Origin of the sequence: Paenibacillus silvestris (assembly GCF_009882985.1) — a bacterium.
Lineage (GTDB): Bacteria > Bacillota > Bacilli > Paenibacillales > NBRC-103111 > Paenibacillus_E > Paenibacillus_E silvestris.
In genome coordinates this window covers 114,920-138,952 of the sequence record NZ_WTUZ01000007.1, presented here as the reverse complement: position 1 = coordinate 138,952, position 24,033 = coordinate 114,920, and the positions used below count along the sequence as shown (strand labels likewise).

Sequence of the window (24,033 nt, the reverse complement as noted above, 5' to 3'; positions counted from 1 at the left end):
CAGTGTAGTGATTCACATTCAAGTCGGATTGGAGTGGGTATTTCTGCAGGAAACAATCGTGATAGAATTGGTTGAAGTAGCGCCTTTCAAGACATTGGCAGTAAGAACAGGAATGACACCAGACAAGAGCGGGACGCGGGTGGCCTGGAGCAAGCTTACTGCGCAGGTCCCGCTTGATGATACGCGACTTACGGAAGTGCCTTCAGCGTATGTGTTCATTCCGCAAGAGCAATGGAGCAAGAACGTCGATACGCTTTGGGTCGGATTGGCGGTTCGTGAGTTTGGAGATGTACCAAATGGCATCGAGCCTTTGGAGGTAAGCGGAGGGCTATGTGTGAGCGCCCGAGTCAACGGGAATGAGGCCCATATGTGGCGTGTATATGATGCGATATTTGCGTGGCTTGAGCAGTCGCCTGACTATGAGATTGATCCGCGTCATGGCGTACTCGGGATGGAGACAGTTCCGCTTGAACCGTTGAACGCTCTATCAATTCCTTATTCGGAAATCGAAACATTTAACTTTAAAATGTTATACCCTGTTCGTAAGAAGTCTTCGTAGATATATAAGAAGCATTTTGTTTAGTAAATCTATGTTATCTACAAAGAAAAGGCCATCCCGCAAATGATGGCCTTAAAACTTGCCGTTACAGACAATGCAGAAAACCTTATGACTGTTGAGTGGTGCTAAGATGACAATATATTGCTACTGTGAACGGGGGCTGGGTCCATGACCGCGTATCAAAAACCAAGTTTGGCCGTGAGTGAAATCGAGGTAGTGTTGCGGAATCATTTTGGACCTGGTGCGGCCGAACTAACGCCATTGACCGGGGGAAACTTGAGTAGCGTGTTTTCCTTTGTTCATGAAGGCAATGGTTACGTCGTAAAATTCAGCGATTTGGAAGGCGCATATCAGACGGAAAGCTTTGTCTCTAACTTGCTGTCGCGTCAAGGCATTGCTTTTCCGAAATGCTTGGTGCTAGGGAAAACCGGTTCGTTGGCATATATCATCACTGAACGGATTGGCGGACGCAATCTAGCTGATTATACAGTAGAGCAACAGGCCGCTCATTTACCTGAGCTTATCAGCATCTTGACCAAACTGGCTGCCGTGGACGTCGGATCAACGAACGGATTTGGGTGGATTGGACCTGATGGCAACGGAACTTACGCATCTTGGAAAGACTTCGTCATTGCCTGCAGCGCGGAAGATCAGACCGGGACATTTTGGGAGAACTGGCATGACCTATTTCGAACTTCTTACTTAGAGCGAAGCGTTTATGAAGAAATCTATAACCGCTTGATGAGCTGCATCTCGTATAACGAACCGCATAGAGGTTTTATCCACGGGGACTTTCAACAGTGGAATATCTTGTCGGATGGCGAGTGTATTACTGGCATCATTGACGGCAACTGTATATACGGCGACCCCCTCGTGGACCTTGCGATTCTCGATCTGCATATGCCGTGGAGTGGTGTCATTAAGGCGTACCAAGATTTCCAAACCAAATGTGGCATCACGATACCGAACTTCAAAGCTCGGCTAATTGGCGCTTATTATTTCAAGGGACTTGATGGCCTACGATTCTACGCGAAGATGGGATGGAAAGACGCCTATCAAGGCACACGGCAATTTCTTCTTAACCTCGAGAGTTGAACGGAAAAGGGGAAATGGAGTTACTTTTACGGCGTTCAACTAACGAATGAACGAGAGTTAAGTGAATGTAACATAATTGAAATCTTATTTTCATGTGATATTAATGAATTAAGCCTATAATAAAACTCGACCCCCTTTTAAATATATAAACCTTAGACTCTCAGCCCGTTGCTGTGGGTCTCTTTTTTGCTATTCAACGAAAGGGCAGGATTCTTCCAATCAATACCTTGATAAATATAAGTAGGTAAAAAATTGGTTTTGGGGTGTCAAATGAGTATCTTTTACAATCTTCAAATCAATGAGGGTATACAGTCGAACGAATTATCCTTTATAGGTGGAATGCATAAAACGGGCTACATGGAGACATATAGCTATCGGTATAAAACAATTGTCTTTGTTCAACAACGGGCAGTTTAATGGAATAATATGTATGTTACAATGGTGTTCTGGAGGTGCATTCATGCAAAAGGCGATTGTAGTTCATTATTGTAGCGATAAAAAGAATAACTTAAATGATTTAAATCAGCTTTTACAAGAGGGATGGAAGGTTGTATCTCAGAGTGCTATGTCAGGCGGTGAGATGGGTGCAACAGTTTATTCACTTGTTATATTAGAGAAAAGTTAGGAAACAATGCTTCAGGATTCATTGAAGAAACGGGAGACTATAGCTCAATAAACACAACTAATGGAGGCTGCCGGCATAATCGGCGGCCTCCATTACGTTAAAGGGCAGATTTGTTTAATTGTGCAATCATGAACACTTCTTTGTGTATGTATAAATAATACAATTTGTAGATTTGATGGAAGAGCCAAAACACTATAGCAGATGGGGGTATGTTAGTTGGATGAAGAAACCAGAGTTAAGGTTTATAAGGATTGGGCAGAGCGATTTGATTGTAATATTTCATCAATGACCATTCCGAACGTCATAGTTCGTGAACACTCCAAGACTTTGGAAGGATATAATGGGATTTATTGCTTTTTCAATGGAACGACAACCATTATATCGTCTCCAACTAAATATACCTCATCTATAAAAAGGGCCATCAGTGGCAGACATCCAATGGAATCCTTTGATGCGAATTTTCTTATAAAGTCAATTGATATAGATAAATATAAGGTTATTGGTCCTGCATTTCAGGGATACATTGACAGGGCTTCATTTCTTGAAGCATCTTCCCTTGAAGTTGTAGAACTTGTAACTACAAATCAACTATCTCTACTGAATGATTTAAGTAAATCTTGCACTGAAACAGAATGGGAGCATAGCTCCATAGAAATCAATAGACAACCAATACTTGCAAGGATATCTGATGAAAGAATTGTAGCAGCAGGTTCTTGGAGAGTAGAGGAATCTGGTTTTCTTAGTGTAGGTATTTTAAGTCACCCAGATTATCGTGGTAAAGGTCATGCAAAAGCAGTTGTAAGTGCTTTAACTAGGAAAGGGTTAGGAGATGGTTTCACGATGCATTATCAAACATTAATGTCCAATCGTTCGTCAGTAGCAATTGCTAAATCGCTGGGATATGAAAAATTAGCTTGTACTTTGGCTATAAGGATCTTTGAGTAATTCTTAAAGGCGCCCAACTTTCAAGCATTTCGCTTTTCTAACGCATAAGGTGTAATCATGGAAGGAGTGGGTGGATTGACGACAATCACAATCGCTGCAGTCGGGGATTTGTTGATGAAAAAGAAGATGATCGCATCAGCCGCACGGGAAGGCGGATTTGACCCTATTTTTTCCAAAGTAAAACCTTATCTGCAGAAAGCTGACTTAACCATAGGCAATCTGGAGACGACATTCTCCGGCAAAGATTTTCGCGAAGAGCCTGGAAAGCTATTGTTCAATACCCCTGACGAATTCGCTGCTACGCTCCGGAACTTGGGCTTTGATGTGGTAGGCACAGCCAATAACCATTGTATGGACGGGAAACAGTCCGGTTTGAAACGAACATTAGATGTCCTCGATCGACATGGCCTGCGACATACGGGAACGTATCGCTCTGCACAGGAAGCCCACCAGAAACTAATTTTTAATGTAAAAGGAATAAACATCGGAATATTGGCTTATACGAAAGGCACGAATGGGATCTCAGTGCCAGAACCATGGTTAGTCAACCGGATAAACCATCAAAAAATAATAGCGGACGTACGAAGTTTGAAGAGTAGAACAGATTTTATCATCGCTTGCCTACATTTCGGGAAAGAATTTCGGACATATCCCGACCGCAACCAAATCAGGCTCATGCAGCTGCTGTTTAAACAAGGTGTTAATGTAGTCCTGGGAGCGCATCCCCATGTTCTGCATCCGATAAGAATGTTTAAGGTGAAGGACTTCGACGGAGTCATTAGAAATCGGGTAGCGGCGTCTTCTCTGGGAAATTTCGTATCCACGGAACTTCCCCGGCATACTGCTAGACTGCGAGGAACAATCTTGATGTTAAAAGTAACGAAAAATGCAAAAGGAACAACGGACGTGTTGAAAATGTCAAATGTACCAACCCGCATTTTGCAAAATGCAGGGAAGAAAAACGTTTATCGGGTTGTACCGGATAGGTAGAACGGTTATCTACAAATTGGGGTGAAGGTATGGTTTACCGGAATAACAAGTTAGGCAAATACAAGGCGTTATTAACGAATGAGGAACTAGCGTTTAATCTACCGCCAACAATCCTTGCAACCGTTGCAAAAGTGGAGGGGATGGTAGAAAAATATCATGTCGTCTATCTTAAACCGAGTAATGGCACCGGAGGCTATGGCATTTTTAAGTTGTCTCGCACTGATTCCGGTTATCGGTTGGAGAACGGCACACAGTCCCGTTCATTCTCAACCTTTAAGGGAACGTACGTCGCTTTCCAGAAAGCAAAAAGGAAGAAAACCTACTTGGTGCAGAAGGGCATCCCTTTACTCAAATATAAGGGACGTCCGTTTGATCTGCGTATTATGGTGCAGAGAAACCGCCAGCGTAAGTGGGAGGTTACCGGCATTGTAGGACGATTAGCCTTGCCTCATAAGGTCGTGACGAACTACCATAGCGGTGGGAGGCCAATGCCGGTAGGTAGGCTACTTACCCCTTTTATATCTAAAAAGGAACAGGTTTCCTATGTTGATTCGCTTAAGGTGCTAGGCCTTAAGATTAGTAAACATATGAGTGGAATTTACCCGAATTTTAGGTCCTATGGGGTGGATATAGGCATTGATAAAGAGATGAAGCCTTGGATCATAGAGGTCAATACGCGGCCGGATAAATACATTTTTAATGCCCTTTCCGATAAGCGGATGTATCGCAAAATCATACGTTACGAAAGATTCACAAACTAACGAAAAACGATAGCTCAAAGATTACACCATGGCACAGGATGCCAGCTGCAACGGATACATCTGCCAACATTAAGGCTCTGATCTAAAGTTACAGGTTATTTCATAAGCATTCTTTAGTTCATCTTGGTTCGATTGAAGGTGTCTGGTCGAGCCATTTCATGAACTCATCTACATGCTTTGACCATAATTCGGGTTGTGCCATCGTTAAGTGTCCTCTCGAAACGGACGTTCCTGGCTGTATAATGTACCGGCCATGCTTAACTTTAGGAATGAGTCTTTCGAGAACGTGAAGTTCTTCAGGATTGAACTCGTCATCGGAAAAATTCAGCGCTAAAAGCTTCGCTTTGATTGCTCCTAGCCCTAGCTCGGGGTCATAATCTGCTGACGATTTCAAGGAGTATAGAATATCATTGGCATCAATGTTGGCCGCTTGCTCACTAGTCTCCATAATAAATCTGTTTGCTGAAGCTCCATCTGGTACCGTTTTTTGCAGATGGATGACGCTGTCAATCATCATTCTTAGCACTGCATAGCTTTGCAGCCAGCCACGCGGCTGTTTTGAATAATTTCCTTCCATCCATTCTGGGTCGGAGTGAATTGCATTGGTTACGATTTGACGCCATATGAGATTGCGCCCAGAGACCTTAATAGGAAAAGATACAACCGGCATTACTCCATCCATCGCATCAGGATATGCTTCAGCCCATTGCCAGGCGTTCATACCGCCCATCGACATGCCAATGATGGCATGGAGACGTTTAATGCCTAGAGTTTCAGTCACGAGCTTATGCTGAAGATCCACAAGATCACCATAGCTGTAATTGGGGAATTTAGCTTTAAGGCCATCGCTCGGCTTGCTTGATTGCCCGTGCCCAACGTTATCCATAAATATTAAGTAGTTACGCTTGGTATCGAGAGGTTTTCCATGATCATAAAATGCCTTCTTGAATGCTGGTGATAAAAGTGCCTGACTGTCAGCTCCCGTCCAATGAAGCATGAGGACAGCATTATCAATGACACCTTCTGCGTTACGGTGCGGTGATCCCATTACAACATAATGGATGCGGAGACGTTCAAGTGTTTCTCCACTTCGAAACGTATAATTTTTAAACCAAGCATCTCCTTGTATAGCCTGACTACTGTTCTGTACATCCCATGATGCGGTTAATCTAGGCAAGGCTTGTAATCCAGAAGTTTGTGATATTGCTTGTGCGGATTTTTCTTCTGAAAACATTGCTGTATGTGTCATTATCCCACAAAGTAGACAGATGATCTGTAGCATAGTTATAACCACCTCCATATTGGTGAATGCATCATGGTAAAAAAGAGTTGAGATTGTTTGATATATTGTCCAAAGGAGTATCTATTATCCAAATTAATACAACGATAAATAAGAAGATGCGAGTCAAGCTCAACCGGCATAGTTCAAATGAGTTATCTAGGTTTGACTTAATATTTGAAGCTTCATTATCAGTAAATTAATAAGCGTTCATCCAACCACTGGATGAACGCTTATTACATTTTGTGTAGTACTTAATGAGCAAGCTAGCTAGCTATCAGTTGTATTTACTGCTAAACAGTGATGTCTGTACTTTGATATCGTTTATGTAAGGGGATTGGTATTGGCTAATTCACATATATAGTACACCAAATATAAATTAAACTATTTTAGGACTAAAATAGGGAAGTTCAACTTCTCCTTACTAAAAATTGGAATATAAGAAGCTGTAAAAGGGAAAAGTAACCGAAACTTTCCATTCAAAGAAGAGGGAGCTCAAATGAAAGTCGATCCGTCTCTAAACGTAAACGAAAAGTCGCTGCAAAATATGCTTTTCAATAGCGCTGACTTTAAATCGAGTACCTTTCAAATCGGTAACAGCAGTTATCGGCTCTTTTATTTAGATACAATGATTGAACTTGCAGTAGTGCAGGAGCACGTCATTCGACCCTTGCTGCAGCAAACGGAAGTCCTCAATCTTCGTGAAACTGTGTCTGTATTGGAATTTAAGGAGACGGAGTTACTGAGCGATGCGGTGAATGCACTTGTGGAAGGTAAAACGGTGCTCCAAGTCGATGGAGAAGCGAAGCTTTACTTACTTGGAACGGAAGCGAAAAAAGAACGCGCAGTTAACCTGCCCGTAAATGAACGAGTACTGCGCGGATCTAATGAAGCGTTGATAGAAAATGTGATTACAAATATTAATTTGCTGCGCAAAATGATTGTCACACCAGATCTCGTTGTCAAATACTATCGTATTGGCAGACGATCGAATACGAAAGTCGCCTTACTGTACTTGCAAGAGCTCGCTAACGAACAAGTTATCCAAGAATTTGAGCGTAGAATTGGCCTTATCGACATCGATTATGTTGAAGCACCAGGCTTTATTCAAGAACTTATTGAGGACCGGAAATTCTCCCTATTTCCACAATTGATGATTACGGAGAGACCAGATCGCGTTAGATCATATTTAATGAATGGAAAAATAGGGATTCTAACCGATGGTTCACCGGATTGCATCATTACTCCCGTCTCCTTCTGGGCATTCTTGCAATCCCCTGATGATTATCAAATAGGTTGGTTGCTTGGCAGTGCTTTCAGGTTTCTTCGCATATTAAGCTTTATTATAGCAATGAGCTTGCCTGGCATGTATGTTGCGTTAGTCACATTTGATCCGCGTATGCTTCCTTTTGAAATTTCATTAACTCTTCAAAGCTCTATGCAGTACGTTGCCATGCCTCCAGTACTCGAAGCGATATTCATGTTGGTCACGCTCGAAATATTAAGAGAAGCGACTGTAAGGTTAGCAAGTCCTATTGGTCAAACCATTGGTGTTGTTGGCGGTATAGTCATCGGAACTGTTGTTGTTCAGTCAAATCTGGTTTCTACCATGATGGTCATCATCGTTGCCTTTACGGCTGTTGCGTCCTTTAGTATTCCGTCTTATGAAATGAGCAGTGCCGCACGTTTATTGTCATTTCCATTCATTTTAATGGCCGCAACCTTTGGATTAATTGGCTTGGAATTATCATACCTGATTGTGCTGACGCATTTAGCGCGTTTAAACACGATGGGACTCCCCTACTTTTACAGTGGACTCAACAAAAGTACAATTATGGATACCTTTTTCCGAGGGCCTATTAAGAGTCTAAGGAATCGTACGAAAGAAAGCTTGTCCAAAGATAAAACGAGAATTTAAATGCAAAGGGGTAAAAATGAATGATTCACCTTAAGAAGCTTTCTCTAACACAGCTTTTTAATCTCATTATTTTAACTCAAGTGGGAGTATCCGTCTTATCCATTCCCTTTGCAGAGTCCAAACACTCAGGTTATGACTCATGGATATCTGTATGCATCGGAGGGGTTATTGCGCAAGCGATTATCACGATTATCTATTGCCTTAGTGCGAGATACGCCGATCGGGCGTTGCCTCAATATATGAATAACATTGTTGGAAAAGTAATGGGATCTATTCTGAATATGATCATAGGGTTATATTGTGCCGAGTCCAGTCTTATGGTCATTGTTTCTTATTCCGATGTGTTAAGTCGATGGGTATTGATTAGAACGCCCTGGTTAGTTCTAGTTGGTATCTCAGTCGGAATCGCTGCGTTCATCGCTTCTTCTTCACTCCGGTCTATTGCTGTAATTACACAGAACATAATGATTATGTTTTTTATTGCCACGGTCATTATTTTTATCAGTGGGATAGGAAAAGGGGATATTCGTCATTTTTTTCCAATCGGCAGTCATGGGATGGGAGCCATCATGAAGGATGCTCTTCCTGCCTTTTGGGCATATGCTGGTTATGAGCTCCTTCTGTATGTCTTTCCAACATTAAGTTACCGAAAAAAGAAAGATGTCTTTATTGTAATGACTGCCGCCAATGGATGTACCACTCTCTTTTATATGTTAATTTCCTTAATTGTAACGTTTAATTTCAGTGAAAATCAGCTTAAAGTAATCCCTGAGCCTATGGTCTTTATACTCCGCCAATTTAGATGGCCTGTCGTGCAAAGTTTAGATATCGTATTCATGACAATTTGGCTTTCGGTTACGACTGTAACAGCCTATGTATATTTGTTTTTGGCAGCCCGATACCTTTCTTTTACTTTTGGAAAAGAGAAGGGGAACCATGCGGTCATCGTCTGGTTATTAGGGATCTTATGTTTCGGATTAGGTGTATTTGGATCGGACCGCAAAGTTATCTTTCAATTTTCCAGCTATCATAGTTTTGCTACACTTGTTGTTATTGCCATAATACCGTCACTCCTTCTGATAACTTCGATAACGCGGGGGAAGGTGGGGGCAAGATGAAGAGGGTTGTAGTAAGCATAATGATCTTGTTACTTCTTACCGGTTGCTGGGACCGATTACCGCTGCGAAACCTTAAAATAGTTGATATAACTGGGATTGATTATGATGAGAAGAGTCGCAAAGTATTGCTGAACTTTGTTGTTACCAAATTAAGTAAGGCCGGGCAAGGAAGCGGTATTTCTGTATCGGAATCAACAGAGATTTCAGATTCAAATGTAATCGAAGCGGTTGGGCAGGGGTTATATAAAGAACAGGGTCCTTTTATTGGGATTAATACTAGATTGTTTTTATTAAGCGAAAGTTTTGCAGCACATCAACCAGTTCGTGAGCTTTCCTTTTTGCTTGATACGCCATTTACAACAATTAATTCGCCGGTAGTCATTCTTGACGATCAAGATTCGCCATTTTTCAAGCAGTTTAATAGCAGCACAATCACTGATAAAACGAAACTGTTAAATGACTTTGTGAAATCTTTAGAAACATACGGTATTGTTCCCAACGTTACGATGATGGATTTTCTTTTATCTAAGGAAGAGCCATTAAATGATTTTGTATTACCTGTAATCAAACATGCCAATTCTCGGATGGAATTAAATGGGGCTTTATTATTTCGTCAGAGCGAAAGCACAGGTATTAAACTTAATAATGAACAAGTTCAAAGCATAATGTTTCTCGTAGGGAACGGGAATGTTATACAGAAATTAAAGGGATTTTCATCAAAATATAATTATGGGCGGGTTGCAAGGACGGGCCACTTGGATGACAAGGATTACGCTTTTTTTATTAAGAAAATAAACAGCAAAATCATCGCACGTCAACAGTTGAGTGGACCTCCGGATATTACGATTAAGGTAAGAATGAACATTTATGCAACCGAACTTGGAGAAGAGCTTTCTGGTCTTAAGACGGAATACGTCAATGAAATGGAAAAAGCACTAAGTAATCATTTAAATGAAATGGCAATTGACGCGATAAAAAAAATACAAGAGGCGAATTCGGATGTTCTTGGCATCGGAAAGGAGTTAAAAGCATTTCAACCAGCTCTTTGGAAAACGTTGGAGTGGAGAAAGGATTATTCTCGATTGTTGATCGAGCCACATTTTGAAGTTAGGATTTTGAATACAGAGATTGAATGACAAATTGCAATTGGAGTTGATATCGTAATTTTCAAAACGAAAAAATAAATCTTCTTAAAGCTATGAATTAGGTGGGTTTAAGTTTCCTTGGGACAAATAAACCTTTCTTATTGAACGGAAGACGATAGTTCAATCTCAAAAGGGCTGCCGCGAAGCAGCCCTTCTTTCTTGCATTCTATCCACCCATCATATTTTTTCCTTAAAAGCTCTTGGACTCACCCCTGTATATTTCGTAAAGACATGAGTGAAATAGGCTGGATCCTCGATCCCTACCCCTCTGGCAACTTCGAATATTTTCAATGTTGAGTTTTTGAGCATTCTTTTTGCCATATCAATGCGGTATTTGTTAAGCGTGTCCATTAGCGCTTCACCTGTTTCTTTTTTATATAGTCGGCTTAAATAGCTGCTATTTACATGGACATATTCAGCAATGAACTGCAGATTAATTTGTTTATTGAAATGTTCACGGATACACTTGTTTACTTCCCTCACGAGGTAATTACTATGATTTCCTTGCGAACTAAGGATATGAATAGACGATTGAATGAAGCTGCTTAACATTTGGAACAGATCACGAATTGACTTGCAGTTCTGGATTTGAGCATAGGCCTTAGATTCATTGTTTACGAAAGATAAGTCTGCCCACTGAGGTTCGGCGAATAATTTGAAAGTCATGGAGCATAAGAGTAACCCGCCTGCTTTTATATGTTCAATAGGTGCATTGTTTTCTTTATAGGAGTCAAATAGCTTTGTCAATTTCAAAGAAGCTTCAACTGCGTTTTCCTGTTGGATATAGGTAATGATTTCGTCTATATAGGTATGCGTTTGTACAGATCTCAAACCGAGAGACGTTGTATCGTTTGGATGATAGAAAGAAATCGCGATATCATGATACAAACCATCGGTAAGCGCTTTCTTTGCTTCGCCAAATGCTTCGGATAGTTCAAATGGAGAGATGTGTGGAAGACTTATTCCAACATGTACGGTAAAGTTCATGAAATTGTCGACCATTTTCAAAATTTCACGACATTTATTTGGTATTAACTGCTTGTATTCGGATTCGTTCTCATTCGCAAAGGATACAATTGATACAAGTTGATTTCTACTTATGATTGAAGTGTAATGTTGGGAATCTTTGAAGGCAAGGTTTGAAAAGTGTCTGACTTGATTAACCAAACTGTCGTATTCTCTGGAAGTCGTTTCACTATGATTTTCAGCAAGGTCGTTAATTTCAAAAACCGCAATTAAATAATGATCAAGAAAGATGCCATGTTCTTTCATTTTGTTTGCAATGACCTCAGGGTGACTAATCATGTTGTCGTAAACTTCTTTGATGAATTTATCCCGAATTTCGGATAAGTGTTTCTGCTGCAAAGCGATTAATTCCTTGGCTTTTTGTACAGCTTCAGGAATCTTCTCGGTGGGGTTAATTTTCACAAGGAAGTCAACGACGTTATACTTGATTGCGGATTGTGCATACGCAAAATCGGCATAAGCGGTTAATAGAATGACTTTGGTATGAGAGTGATTTTCGTACATATATTTGGCTAGTTCAATGCCGTCCATCCCGGGCATCTTTATATCTGTTATCACAATATCTATTTGAACGGATTGCAAATACTCTTTTGCTTCCATGCCATTTGAAGCCATCACAACCAGTTCACAGTCAAGAGACTTCCAGTCTACAAAACTTTGTAGACCTTGCCTAATGACGGATTCATCATCAACAATCATCACCTTATACATCATTGTTTTCTCCCTTATCGGCAGGAATAAGAACGGCAACCTTCGTCCCTATGTTTACTTTACTCTGGATGGTAATCCCGTATTGTTCCCCATAGATTAGCTTAATTCTATGATTTGTATTATGTAATCCAATATGGTTGTGACCTTTTCTTCGGCGCTCGCTATGTACCACGTAATCTTGATTGATTTGGTCTGTTTTAAAGCCTAGACCGTCATCTTCAATCTCGAAATAAATAGAATGAGAAACTTCACTGATTGTAATGGTGATGGTGCCTTTATCCATTTTATTTTCAATACCATGGACGACTGCATTTTCGACGATAGGCTCTAGACAAAACTTAGGCACATATAAGTCCAAAAGGGCCTCGTCTTTTACTTCAATACGAAAATCCAGTTTATCTTCAAACCGCATTTTCTGTAGATACAAGTAAAAATTGACAATCTCCAATTCCTCACGAATTGTTATTTTCGTTTTACTGTCTGTATACATACTTGCTTGTAATAACTCGGTTAAAGACATAACCATTTTATAGACAGTCTCATCTTTGGAAAACCGTGCTTTATACCCTATGGTGATAAGCGTATTGAATAAAAAGTGTGGATTCATTTGCGATTGCAAAAATTTCAATTCCGTTTCTTTCAGTAAGAGCTGTTTTTCGTATACTTGTTTAAAGAGATATTTGATCTCACTTGTCATTTTGTTGAAGGTGTGACTAAGCAGATTCAACTCCAGATCAGCATACGCGGGCATTTTGGCCTCGTAGTTTCCAACCTTCACCTGATTGATGTTACGTAACAAATCCTTGATAAAGCGAGTAAATCGAAGAGATAGGAAGATAGTTGATACAAGGAATACGAGCAAGATTAGGAGTAAAAAGAGTGTGTAATTTTTCATATGATCCGACAGCTTGGCCAGAATTTGTTTCTTCGGAATACAGACAACAAAGCTTAGTCCACTCTCACTAATTTTTTTCGCTGCTACCATGTAGGTCCGATTGTCCAAAGTTAGCGTATTGATATCTGATTTATCGCTTAACTGTAAAATGGATGAGTCTACTTTATTTCCAATTAGAGTTTTATTCGAACTTGAATAAATTAAGCCTTGTTTATCGAGGAGATACACCATTGCGCCAGGAATCTCAAGTAATGCAGCATATTTATTAAAGATTTGATTTTCATCAATGCCGATAATTAAATATAACCGTTGTTCAGGATGATAAATGTTGGAGAGGTTCCTCGCATAATAAATCACGTTGTCGTTATAGAAGGCAGGAACAGGAACAATCCCCTCAATGTTCAACCCTTTCTGCTGATTATATATGTTTATATTATTTGCAGTAACGATGTTGACATCTTTTGTAGATCTGGAAGTGGAGGAGAAGGTGGATTCATTTTGAAAAATATAAACGGTTGAGATAAGTTTGCTAACCCAGGCTGTATTAAACATTAAACTATAGTTAAGTTCCTCCTCCATTTCACTTTTATTAACAAATTGACTGTAATTGTCACTCTCTCCGGAAGTATCGCCGGCAAGCCAGGTTCTAACCGATTTGGTAGAAAGCATGTGCAGGGAAGTATCTGTTATCAGTCTGAAAGAGGTTTCAATATTGTCGTTCGTTTGCCCCATAAGTTGTGACCAATTGTACTCCGCATTCTTAGTCAATTCAGAAGACATACTCCAATAAAAATATAGTCCTGAAACGGACATTGGGAAAAGCATCATAAAAACAGTAGTGACAATTATTTTATGCCGGATGGGTATTGCTTTTAAAAAAGAGAACATAATTAACCTCCCAGATTCATTGTAATCGTGAATAGATGAAAGCGCTATTTAATCAATGAAGGGAGTGTAAATTTCTATAGAAAAGTCAAAATATCACAATAAAACTTACCATATGACAGATTGGAAGCGCTTGAATATCGATATAAGTAAAAATAATGCAAGGTTATAGCTGCATTTTCTCATTAACATTCCTAATTATAGGTAATAAGATGATGAAGTAAAGTATTTTAGCTGAATAACATCTTGAAAGGGGATTCACAACGTGGGAAAGAGATATGTAAGTAAAGGAATGACAATGATTACAAGTGGTATGTTAGCGCTATCTTTGGTAGCCTGCAGCTCGGTAAAGACAATAGAAACAAAAGAGAGTCCGAGCCCGAGCCCGGCAGCCGTACAGAATACGGTAGAGCCAAAGAAGGCACCTGTGAAAATCAAATACGCGACTTATCGGGTAGGCACACATGTATCCGCAGCTGCAGAGAAGAAAATATTGGATGAGTTTAAGAAGAAATATAACGGAGAAATTGACCTGCAAATTGAAGAAATTCCAGGTGATCAAGCCTATGTTGACAAGATTAAGGTGCTTGCGGCTTCAAAAGACCTACCCGATGTTGTTGAAGGGAAAAATGGTCTTAATGATTTACTCATAAAAGGGAATTTGGCCACACCGTTAAACGAATATTTGGAAGGGGATGCTGCGTGGAAAGCGGAAGTTGGCAATGAGGCAATCAAGTCGAACTCACGAGATGGAAAAGTTTGGTCGATAGCCAACGGTGCACAGCTTATTGGATATTTCTACAATAGGGAGCTGTTCGATAAAGCAGGAGTGAAGCCAGCAGCTACGTGGGATGAATTTCTTGCCAATCTCGAAAAAATTAAAACATCGACTGGCATTGCCCCGTTAGCTATGATGACAGGCGAAAATGCATGGACAACCAATCTACTCCTGGGGGCAATTGTAGGGACAAGTGGAGACGCAGGAAATAAGTTCATGAATACCCCTTTTCCAAAAAACTTTGAAACACCTGAATTCATTGAAGGATTGAAGAAGATTCAAACCATCCTTCAAAAATATACGACAAAGGATGCACTTGGTGCTGGTTATGCCAATGCGGCCAACAATTTCTTGCAAGGCAAGGCGGCTATTATTGCAAATGGTCCATGGATGATCAGTGACTTCAGTGATAAAACCAAAGCACTTGAAGGCTTTGATAAAAAGGTTGGCGTAGCGATGTACCCCAATTCCGGCATGTTTTCATCCTATGAGGTCGGTTATATGTTAACGGCTAAAGATAAGGAAACAAAAGATGCAGCGATCAAATTGTTGAAGTTTTTAACAGATGCTCATGCGCAGCAGATTAATCTTGAGCTCAGCAGCACAATGCCGTTGACTGTAAATGTAAAACCTAGTGATGAGTTTAAGCAAAAGAATCCGCTTTTTATGGCAAATGTTGAACTCGGAGGTCAGGCTAAAAACAAATTCGCCAACCTAGACTCACTAAACTTTGCCAATGTAACGGAAGCTTGGAAAACGTTATACCCTGAACTTAACTTTAATAAGGCTACAGCTGAGGAAATAGCTAAGAAGCTAAGTACCACAGGAGAGAAAAACAAATAGTACATACCGGATAAAACAATGGATGTGACTCCTCTCAGCTAATTCGTTTAGGGGAGTCGGATCAAGTAACTAAGGAGTCACATGATGGCAAAAAATAAGGTGTATATTTCGTTGTTCCTCTTACCAACTCTAGTCTTGTTTACTGTGGTTTTTGCCGCATCGTGTGTAGTTCTGTTGGGCACCTCTTTTACAGAATGGCGAATAGGTACCAAAGTGTCTTTTATTGGGATACACAACTATGCGGACATGTTCTTGGACTCGGATTTCTGGAAAAGCGTATGGAATACGATCCTATGGATGCTGCTCCAATCGACAGTCCATATTCTGATTGGTGTCAGTTTCGCTCTTATTCTTTTGAAGAAGGAGTTCTATTGGAAATTCGCGAGAACCGTGTATATGCTGCCCAATATTATTTCCGGTGCCGCGATAGGCATGCTTTTTTTAAGTATACTTAATCCTGAAATCGGAGCTGTGAACCATATCATTAGGCTTTTCGGTTTTGAGGGTTTTTCACAAAACTGGTTTATGGATTATAACTCTGCTTTTTTCTCAGTCACGATGACTTGGCTTCCTTATGCAGCTGTTGTTACGATTCTAGTACTAGCTGAAATTGCAGCTATTTCTGAAAGTGTATTTGAATCGGCGAGAATCGATGGGGCCAGTGAACTCAAAATCAATTTATATATTGTACTCCCCATGCTGAGGAATATTATTGGAACTTGCATTCTTTTGGCAGGAACCAGCATTCTGCAGAAGTTTGACATTATTATGATGACGACAGGCGGAGGCCCAGGAAACGAAACAATGAACTTGCCTATGTATATATATAAAACAGCGCTTATTGACAATAACTTTGGCTATGCGAATGCAATCGGGGTTTTTGCGATTTTGCTTGGCATCGTGTTTGTCATGACAACGAAAGCTGTGTTTAAAATCGGAGACGCCTTGGAATAAGTAGGATGGTGGAGATGAACATAATGAAATACTTAGTATTATTAACTAAATATATGTTTGTAGGCTTAATTATTGTTTTATCTGTTGCGCCATTCTTGTGGGTGTTTCTATCCTCATTTAAAAGCAATCTAGAAATCATGGTTTCCTCCTTAAGTTTAGCGAGTCATTTCGATTTAAGTAATTACGAGAAGGCGTTTAAGATTGCTCCTTTAGCTAGATTTTATCTGAATAGTGTCATTGTTGCGGTAGGTGGTACCTTATTAAATCTGTTTATTCTTGGATTGTCATCTTATGTCATTGCACGATTCAATTTCAAAGGGAAAAATATCATAATTGGCCTACTGTCTTTATCTTTATTAATACCTGGTGCTGCGCTGTTGCAGCCTCTGTATCTTACTGTGAAGACATTAGGCTTGTATGATAATCTATTTGGATTAATTCTTGTGTATGCTGGTTTCGGACTGCCAACATCCTTATTCATTCTTTCAAGTTTTTTTCTCACCATTCCTAAGTCATTGGAAGAGTCCGCCTATTTGGATGGTGCCGGCTTCATAAAGACCTTTTATCGAGTCATTTTACCTCTTTCAAAACCGGGCTTCTCAACGGCAGCCGTGTTACAGTTTTTATTATGTTGGAATGAATTTCAATTTGCACTTACACTAACTACTGGTAGTAACAGCAGAACACTGCCTTTGGCGTTATATTATTTTAAAAGTCAGTTCGGAAGTGATTACGGCGTTATGTTCGCAGCTACAATTATCGTTGTCATTCCTAGCATTATTGTGTACATCATTATGCAGGAACAAGTGGTCTCCGGTTTGACAGCGGGTGCAGTTAAAGGATAGTTTGTAAGCGCACACAAGATTGGGGATTATGTCAATGGGGAACTATCAGAAAAGTAATGGAGGTCGTATATCATGTTTAAGATGAGATTTAAAAAATTCACATCGGCATTATTGATAAGCTGTATGGTTCTAGCAACAACGGGCCAAGCCAATCTCGCATTTGCAGAAGATTTCAATGCAAATTCTTCTGCACTTGATGTCATAGAAAGCCAAGTAAGTGGGGAATATGCCCTTAATCTATCACAACTTGGTAATGTTGACTGGTTGCATCTAAAAGGAAACGGCGTCAATAATATGACCCAAATTAAAAAAGTAAACTCAACTGTGGTTACATTTAGTGTATATGGTGATAATACGACAGGTTTTGAGGGCAAGATGGATAGAGGATCTGATGCCAATTATTTATCGTATACCTGGGATAACGGAATGACGGGATATGAGACAGGCAATAAGGATACAGGGTTTGGGGTGTTTTTCCCTAATAACAGGACCCCTGGAACCTATGACAATGTTGGTTGGAATTTTACGGTAGCGCCGCAGCCTCAGGAATCGACCATTGTGTTTGGCATTGGCATGTGGCAAGCGAAAGTAGATGTGAAAATCTATGCAGATAATACGCTTGTTGAGACGAAGAAAATTAGTGCAGGCGGAACATCACAGGTGTACAAGTATCAGATCAAGGTACCCGCGAATGTACAGTTAAAAGTAGAAGGTCTCCAAACAGAGACGATTAGTCAATGGGGGAACATGTCTTTTTCCGGATTGGCTGTCAGCAGCGTGGAGATTGCGGATAAGCTTAATTTACACAACGAGTATAACAATGTGAAAGATTGGACTCAAAAGTTATATACAGATGCATCATGGCAAGTGTTTGCCGCAGCTAGAGATAACGCAAATAGCATTTTAGAGAAAGCAGACGCTTCACAAACAGAAATTAACAATGCGTTAAATACGCTTTTAGCAGCAAAAACAGCGCTCACCAAAAAAGAAACGAATATAATGATCGATTTTACAGGGACTGAAAAAAATGAGTATGCCTTTGGCGATGAGGTTGATCAACAAGCCAGGTATCAAACATTTACAGTTAATGAAGGCTATGAAATGGCGTATGTTCAATTTGTTATTAAACAAATGGCAAGCGATGCGAATGATTTGGTTGTAAAACTTTATCATACAAATAGTAGTGGGTTGCCGATTGGTTCGCCGCTTAAAGAAGTCACTCTCAGTAAAGATAGTGTGATAGACGGTGGTTTAACAACGGTTAATTTCAATTACAATCTCGTGAATAATACACGTTATGCCATTGTTTTATCACAAACAAATCTTGTTTCAGGAAAATACCGCTGGGTTGTCATGGATAAGAATGAGGAATCAAGATCAGAGTACTTTGGCAAGACCGTTTCAGGGAATTTCATATCAGAGGCTCAATTAGGTACAGGAATTTTGAGGATTATTAAGAAGACAACTGTAAATCGAAATACCTTGCAAACGTTCATACAGGAAATTAGTAAGTACAATAGTAAGCTTTATACGGTACAGTCTTGGTCCGCATTGAAAACCGAGTTGTCTAACGCCAATGCATGGTTGAACAATTTTGATACTACGCAAGTTGAACTTGACGGTGCACAAAATCATTTGCAGATGGCCTTTGATAACCTGGTTTTAAACAGGGATTTAACGAACTTTGTTAGCCAAATCGATGCAATTAGTCGCGCAGTTGTAAAAGGCTACACAGATAATTCGGTGAATGCTTTATACCGTGCCATTATAGCAGCGAAGGCATTAAGCAATGACGCCTCAGAAAGTGAAAAAATAAAAGCGCTTTCCTTGGTGCTAAACGCAATTGATGCTTTACAAGTTTCCGGAAAATATCAATATGAAACGCATGCAAACATGACAGCAGCCTTTGGTTTTGAATCAGATAAGAATGCTTCTATTGCGTTCTTGGACGGTTCGTATCAAATTGGCGGGAATCGTCCGATGCAGCATGGACCCATTGCACCCAAACAAATGATTACATTTGGCGTGACGGATACGAGCAATATTAACTGGTTTTTAAATGAAGGATATTTACCAGCCTATATAAGTGAATTTACAAAAGATGATGTGCAATACAGGATTGAGAATTTTGCCAATAAACATACGGTAGATAACAAAGATTATGTCATCGACTATTCTCGCATTACAGCAACGAATGTTTCGAGCGATACTAGACTTTTACCAGTCGTATCATCCAACTTGATTCCATTGAATGATGATGCGAAGTATGTGTATGTTGTAGACCCTGGTGAGTCCGTTGTCAGAGATTATGCCATTGAAGCGGATAAATATGACTATTTTAATGAGAGTGTAACGAATTTCACTTCATTAACAATGGAACAAGTAATTGGTCAAGGTTCCTTTGACGCTAATTACAGTGAAATGAGTACATATTGGAAAACAAGACTTTCTGATTTGGTGGATCTTGATTTACCGAACAAGGAACTTGCTCAAGCATTTAAAGCTGGTTATATCGATACCATGATTATCAAAGATGGCAATTTTCTACACGTTGGGGAGAATGGATACGCAAGATTATTTTCTCACGATACGATTGGCATTTTAGTCCAATTGATACAAAGTGGAGATTTTCAACATGCCAAAGATTACTTGAAAAGCGTTCCTTTGACTGGCGGAATCAATATAGAAACAGGTGTAACCGACGTAGACCTATATTGGGATGCCAATTGGAAACTGCCATGGGCATATGCTGTTTATTTGAGTAAAACGGGCGATACATCGATCTTTAAAGAAGCCATGACTGCCGCAGATGGGACGGTAGGTACCGTATTTGAAAAGAGAATCAAATATGGTGCGAAGAGAATTGAAGCCGATCGTGTCAATGGTATCATGAAAAATACGCTTGCGATTGATTCTGATGGCAATTGGACGATTGATAATTATTCGGCATTAACAGGATTGACAGCCTATGAATATATAGCACGTGAATTATATAGAATGGAGCACGACGAATATTATTTAAATGAAGCAGAATGGGCTAAGGCTCAATATGAAGATCTTTTAGCAAAATTCACAACAAGGCTGCAACAAACGATAACAGAAAAAAGACTGAATTATATTCCTGCATCTGTCGTACAAAGTAATGATGAAAACCGTATGCATGATTCCAGGGATGCGAACTGGGCCTCGATGTTCTTATTCGGTTTATGGCAGTGGGATGGATACTTATATGGAGCTAATCAACCCGAAGACAATATCAATTTAACTATGTTGGATGATACGTATTCATATGGAATAAACAGACGTGTTAATGAAAAAACAACGGATTCTCCATACAACTTTGGTGGCTATCCACATGGATTCTATTCAAGTGCTTACAATGCTGGTTACGGAAGTGCAGCGCTGCGTGGTGAGAAGTATAGAGATATGGGAATTAAGGCCTACGAATTCATGATTGAAAATTCAATGAGCGGGCCATTCAGTTGGTGGGAAGGTATTGCTTACCCGGAATCTAACAGTCCATGGGCGAAGACAAATGATAACCTGAATGTTCATAATACCCCAGGCGGCGGTGGATCAGCTCCACATATGTGGGGGCAATCCGTCAACTCCAAAGTATTGGTTGATTCCCTGATCGCGGAAAGAATTTATGACCAAAACAAGAAATATGATATCATCGTGGGTCGCGGCATTCCGAATGAGTGGGTTGTTGATGCTGCGAAAAATTCAAATGTTGTTGCAAATGTGCAGAACTACCCTGCACTACAAGGAGGCAGAGTGGGGTATACTGTCGTCAGAGATGAAAACAAACTTGTTTTTACATTTAATACGAAGAAGCTGGATCAAGCAAAGATTGATGCAAGCGGGGCTAATTTCAGCGTTCAATTACCAATTATGGTGAACAATATGTTAGATGCATCGGCTGGAGTCATTAATCATGAGAAAGGTATTGTTACCGTTCCAGTAAGTACTAAGAATTTGACGATCTATTTAACAGATTTGAGTAATAATGCTGCGCTGGCTGATTTGACGGTTGATCAAGGTACGCTGTCACCCGCATTTTCGTCATCGACAATGAACTATACAGTAAGTATTCCCAACACAACTTCAAGTGTTAATTTCAATTTGACCAAAGCTGAGCCCAATGAAACACTTTCTGTTTCAGGTGCTGTAAAAACTTCTGAATCGGGTCATGTTTATTCGTATCGTTCATCCGATTTAGCAGTAGGAACCAACTCCCTTCATATTGTGGTAACTGCGGGGGATGGGAAGGCAACTAGCACCTACAATATCACAGTGAACAGAGCTCAACCGGAGACACCGGCACATACATCGGACCCGGATTCACCTTCCCAACCGACTCCAGATAACAACAAGGTTACGTCTACAGATGGTAAACTAACCGTTCCTCTAGGTAAAATAGGTGAGGTTAGTTTTGGAGGAGATGCCATCACAGTCACGATTCCAAAAGATGCATCGGATAAAGAATTAAAAGTAACGATAGACAAAGTAGTGGACACTGAAAACATTTTAAAGAATAAAGAGGTTCTGGCGAGTCAAGTGTATGAGATTTCGAAAAACTTTTCGGAGAATTTTAGTAAAGCAGTAACACTAACCTTTGCATTTGATCCCAAAAGTGTTAAGAGTAATCAAAAGGCAGCTGTATTTTATTATGACGAGATGAACAAACTGTGGGTGGAAGTTCCAGGTGGCAAAGTTAACGGGAATTTCATTTCCGTGGAAGTCAATCACTTTACGAAGTATGCTGTTCTGGCCGTAGACAATAAAGATGTAACAACAGAGGATCCTTCGACAGGCACTGTTAAATTAAGTGACATCACTGGACACTGGGCTGAGTTAAGTATTAAGCAAGCGGTGAGCCATCGAATCGTAAGTGGTTATTCAGACGGAACGTTTAAGCCGGATCTTGCTGTGACTCGTGCAGAGTTTGCGGTCATGCTGATAAATACGCTTAAACGGCAAGGAAAAGGTGCTCCGCTGTCGTTCACAGATACAGCTAAGATTGGAATCTGGGCGCAGAAAGAGGTAGCGCAAGCGGTACAGGCTGGTATTATTAGTGGCTATGAGGACGGCTCTTTCCGTCCTGATGCGGAAATTACACGCCCTGAAATGGCATCCATGATTGCGAAAGCCTTAAGTTTAACTATCGATCTGAATACGACAACGAACTTCGCAGATGACCAAGAGATTCCACAGTGGGCCAAAGGTGCAGTGGCAGCAATAAAGCAACTTGGCATTATCGAAGGTAAGGGAGAGAACGAATTCGCTCCTGCTGCCAATACAACAAGAGCAGAAGCGGTTACGGTTCTTTTGAAAATGTCGTTCAAAAAGTAAAAAGAGAAATCAATATGGATGAGGACCGGGACTCCGTTGGAGTTCCGGTTTTTGATGTATAATGAATAGGAGCAGGGTATTAGATCTAAGTACAAGAAAGTATTGACAAAATAATGAGAACGCTTTATTATTCGGGTATACAATTTAAATCGATTTAAAAGATAAAAGGGGTAACTAGTGAAAAATTTTACAGTAACAATAAAAGACGTTGCTAGTCTCGCCAATGTTTCAACGGCGACCGTATCTTTAGCTCTCTCCGGAGACCCAAGGGTAAATGTGAAAACGAAAAAATTGGTAGAAGAAGCAGCTTTGAAGCTGAATTATATTCCGAACGAGATTGGCCGCAGTCTCAGAGCTAAGAAAACGGAAACCATCTCATTTATCATCCCTAATACCTCTCATCATGTGTTCACTCATCCTTACTTTGCTCAGCTGCTAGAAGGAATTAACGAAGTGCTCGATAATCATAATTATAATTTGATGCTATCGACAAGCCCATCGGAAAAAGATGAGTCTGCCGCTTACAACAAAATATTGAAAAATCGCCGCACAGATGGGATCATACTTTCATCCGCTTCCATACATGATAGAAACATTCTAAGAATGGTCGAATCAGGCTTCCCTGTTGTATATTTGGGGAAATGGCACCATGACAATGTGCTAACGGTCGAAAGAGATGATATAGGGGGTGCTTATACAGCTACAGAGCATCTAATACGGATTGGCCGAAGGAGAATTGTACATATTACAGGTCCATTAGACCATCAAGAAGGCATTGATCGGTTAGAAGGGTACAAGAAAGCTCTCTTGGATAATAAAATCCACTACGATGAAGCTTTAATCATTGAGAAGGACTTCTCTAGAGAGTCCGGTTACGAAGCTGCAGCGGAATTAATGCGTAAACAAATCGATTATGATGCAGTGTTCGCAGGAAATGATCTTATGGCAATCGGTGCATTGAAATTTTATAAAGAAAACAAGATTTCGGTTCCAGGTGATGTATCCGTTGTAGGCTTTGATGATATTGAGATGGCAACAGTTGTCAGTCCCATGCTAACGACGATTCATCAGCCCATGCGAGAGATTGGTTATAAGGCTGCGGAGAAATTAATCGCCTTCTTAAATAACCAAGAAGTAAAGGAAAAAAGAACAATTATGTCTACACATCTAATCATTCGCGAATCATGCGGTGCAGATATGCCATAAGCGTTTTTTTTAAGATAAATTTAAATCGATTTAAATTTGAAAGGAAGTGATATAGATGTAACGTGAAATGGCTGTCCGAGGTGTCAATAACAGGGGTCTC

At 40.2% G+C, this 24,033-nt stretch carries 17 protein-coding genes; 14 read left to right on the top strand and 3 right to left on the bottom strand.

All coding sequences use genetic code 11. From position 1 onward, the window contains the following. Positions 1-7: 7 nt before the first annotated feature. From GQF01_RS03120 to GQF01_RS03095, 6 genes are all read left to right on the top strand, one after another. Positions 8-559 carry a GyrI-like domain-containing protein gene (locus GQF01_RS03120; RefSeq protein WP_161405428.1) on the top strand — a complete coding sequence of 184 codons (552 nt, stop codon included), beginning with the start codon at positions 8-10 and terminating at the stop codon, positions 557-559. Positions 560-727: 168 nt separating this feature from the next. Continuing rightward, positions 728-1,654, top strand: a complete 927-nt coding sequence (locus GQF01_RS03115; RefSeq protein ID WP_161405427.1) for a phosphotransferase family protein — start codon at positions 728-730, stop codon at positions 1,652-1,654. A gap of 460 nt (positions 1,655-2,114) precedes the next feature. Next, complete coding sequence (locus GQF01_RS03110) at positions 2,115-2,279, top strand: hypothetical protein (protein ID WP_161405426.1); 165 nt, start codon at positions 2,115-2,117, stop codon at positions 2,277-2,279. A gap of 216 nt (positions 2,280-2,495) precedes the next feature. Further along, entirely contained in the window at positions 2,496-3,224 is a 729-nt protein-coding gene (locus GQF01_RS03105) for a GNAT family N-acetyltransferase (RefSeq protein WP_161405425.1), read from the top strand. A gap of 66 nt (positions 3,225-3,290) precedes the next feature. Further along, the gene (locus GQF01_RS03100) at positions 3,291-4,214 is read left to right on the top strand and encodes a CapA family protein (protein WP_328803388.1); all 924 of its coding nucleotides are present in this window, start codon (positions 3,291-3,293) and stop codon (positions 4,212-4,214) included. A gap of 29 nt (positions 4,215-4,243) precedes the next feature. Beyond that, positions 4,244-4,975, top strand: coding sequence for a YheC/YheD family protein (locus GQF01_RS03095; RefSeq protein ID WP_161405423.1), 732 nt, complete (start codon positions 4,244-4,246; stop codon positions 4,973-4,975). Positions 4,976-5,093: 118 nt separating this feature from the next. Here the strand turns inward: GQF01_RS03095 and GQF01_RS03090 are convergent, their stop codons facing one another. Further along, a complete protein-coding gene (locus GQF01_RS03090) occupies positions 5,094-6,257 on the bottom strand; it encodes an alpha/beta fold hydrolase (RefSeq protein ID WP_202556036.1) in 1,164 nt (387 codons plus the stop codon). A 496-nt stretch (positions 6,258-6,753) separates the two neighbouring features. On the opposite strand from GQF01_RS03090, the gene GQF01_RS03085 reads away from it, so the two are divergent. The 3 genes from GQF01_RS03085 to GQF01_RS03075 are packed head-to-tail and all read left to right on the top strand — an operon-like array spanning position 6,754 to position 10,426. Further along, on the top strand, positions 6,754-8,172 hold the full coding sequence (locus GQF01_RS03085) for a spore germination protein (RefSeq protein WP_161405422.1): 1,419 nt from the start codon (positions 6,754-6,756) through the stop codon (positions 8,170-8,172). Between the two features lie 20 nt (positions 8,173-8,192). Then, positions 8,193-9,290, top strand: coding sequence for a GerAB/ArcD/ProY family transporter (locus tag GQF01_RS03080; RefSeq protein ID WP_161405421.1), 1,098 nt, complete (start codon positions 8,193-8,195; stop codon positions 9,288-9,290). A 20-nt stretch (positions 9,291-9,310) separates the two neighbouring features. Next, a complete protein-coding gene (locus tag GQF01_RS03075) occupies positions 9,311-10,426 on the top strand; it encodes a Ger(x)C family spore germination C-terminal domain-containing protein (protein ID WP_235958878.1) in 1,116 nt (371 codons plus the stop codon). A 186-nt stretch (positions 10,427-10,612) separates the two neighbouring features. Here the strand turns inward: GQF01_RS03075 and GQF01_RS03070 are convergent, their stop codons facing one another. Then, entirely contained in the window at positions 10,613-12,172 is a 1,560-nt protein-coding gene (locus tag GQF01_RS03070; RefSeq protein WP_161405419.1) for a response regulator, read from the bottom strand. Further along, positions 12,165-13,955, bottom strand: coding sequence for a sensor histidine kinase (locus tag GQF01_RS03065; RefSeq protein WP_161405418.1), 1,791 nt, complete (start codon positions 13,953-13,955; stop codon positions 12,165-12,167). The genes GQF01_RS03070 and GQF01_RS03065 overlap by 8 nt, the downstream gene beginning before the upstream one ends. Positions 13,956-14,244: 289 nt before the next feature. Here GQF01_RS03065 and GQF01_RS03060 point away from each other — a divergent pair, with 289 nt between their 5' ends. The 5 genes from GQF01_RS03060 to GQF01_RS03040 all read left to right on the top strand — a co-directional run bounded on the left by GQF01_RS03060 (position 14,245) and on the right by GQF01_RS03040 (position 23,933). Beyond that, positions 14,245-15,573: an ABC transporter substrate-binding protein gene (locus GQF01_RS03060; protein WP_161405459.1), complete on the top strand. Its 1,329-nt coding sequence runs from the start codon at positions 14,245-14,247 to the stop codon at positions 15,571-15,573. A gap of 84 nt (positions 15,574-15,657) precedes the next feature. Next, entirely contained in the window at positions 15,658-16,527 is an 870-nt protein-coding gene (locus tag GQF01_RS03055; protein WP_161405417.1) for a carbohydrate ABC transporter permease, read from the top strand. Between the two features lie 23 nt (positions 16,528-16,550). Beyond that, a complete protein-coding gene (locus GQF01_RS03050) occupies positions 16,551-17,372 on the top strand; it encodes a carbohydrate ABC transporter permease (RefSeq protein ID WP_202556032.1) in 822 nt (273 codons plus the stop codon). A 72-nt stretch (positions 17,373-17,444) separates the two neighbouring features. After that, a complete protein-coding gene (locus GQF01_RS03045; protein ID WP_161405415.1) occupies positions 17,445-22,727 on the top strand; it encodes an S-layer homology domain-containing protein in 5,283 nt (1,760 codons plus the stop codon). A 177-nt stretch (positions 22,728-22,904) separates the two neighbouring features. Further along, positions 22,905-23,933 (top strand): LacI family DNA-binding transcriptional regulator, encoded by a 1,029-nt coding sequence (locus tag GQF01_RS03040; RefSeq protein ID WP_161405414.1) that lies wholly within the window; start codon positions 22,905-22,907, stop codon positions 23,931-23,933. The last annotated feature ends 100 nt before the right edge of the window (positions 23,934-24,033 follow it).

Excerpts from the sequence above, each read along its gene's own strand:
- GQF01_RS03060 (WP_161405459.1), top strand. The coding sequence starts at position 14,245 with ATGACAATGATTACAAGTGGTATGTTAGCGCTATCTTTGGTAGCCTGC.
- GQF01_RS03045 (WP_161405415.1), top strand. The coding sequence starts at position 17,445 with ATGTTTAAGATGAGATTTAAAAAATTCACATCGGCATTATTGATAAGC.
- GQF01_RS03095 (WP_161405423.1), top strand. The coding sequence starts at position 4,244 with ATGGTTTACCGGAATAACAAGTTAGGCAAATACAAGGCGTTATTAACG.
- GQF01_RS03050 (WP_202556032.1), top strand. The coding sequence starts at position 16,551 with ATGAAATACTTAGTATTATTAACTAAATATATGTTTGTAGGCTTAATT.
- GQF01_RS03085 (WP_161405422.1), top strand. The coding sequence starts at position 6,754 with ATGAAAGTCGATCCGTCTCTAAACGTAAACGAAAAGTCGCTGCAAAAT.
- GQF01_RS03065 (WP_161405418.1), bottom strand. The coding sequence starts at position 13,955 with ATGTTCTCTTTTTTAAAAGCAATACCCATCCGGCATAAAATAATTGTC.
- GQF01_RS03090 (WP_202556036.1), bottom strand. The coding sequence starts at position 6,257 with ATGCTACAGATCATCTGTCTACTTTGTGGGATAATGACACATACAGCA.
- GQF01_RS03055 (WP_161405417.1), top strand. The coding sequence starts at position 15,658 with ATGGCAAAAAATAAGGTGTATATTTCGTTGTTCCTCTTACCAACTCTA.
- GQF01_RS03110 (WP_161405426.1), top strand. The coding sequence starts at position 2,115 with ATGCAAAAGGCGATTGTAGTTCATTATTGTAGCGATAAAAAGAATAAC.
- GQF01_RS03070 (WP_161405419.1), bottom strand. The coding sequence starts at position 12,172 with ATGTATAAGGTGATGATTGTTGATGATGAATCCGTCATTAGGCAAGGT.
- GQF01_RS03075 (WP_235958878.1), top strand. The coding sequence starts at position 9,311 with ATGATCTTGTTACTTCTTACCGGTTGCTGGGACCGATTACCGCTGCGA.
- GQF01_RS03115 (WP_161405427.1), top strand. The coding sequence starts at position 728 with ATGACCGCGTATCAAAAACCAAGTTTGGCCGTGAGTGAAATCGAGGTA.
- GQF01_RS03080 (WP_161405421.1), top strand. The coding sequence starts at position 8,193 with ATGATTCACCTTAAGAAGCTTTCTCTAACACAGCTTTTTAATCTCATT.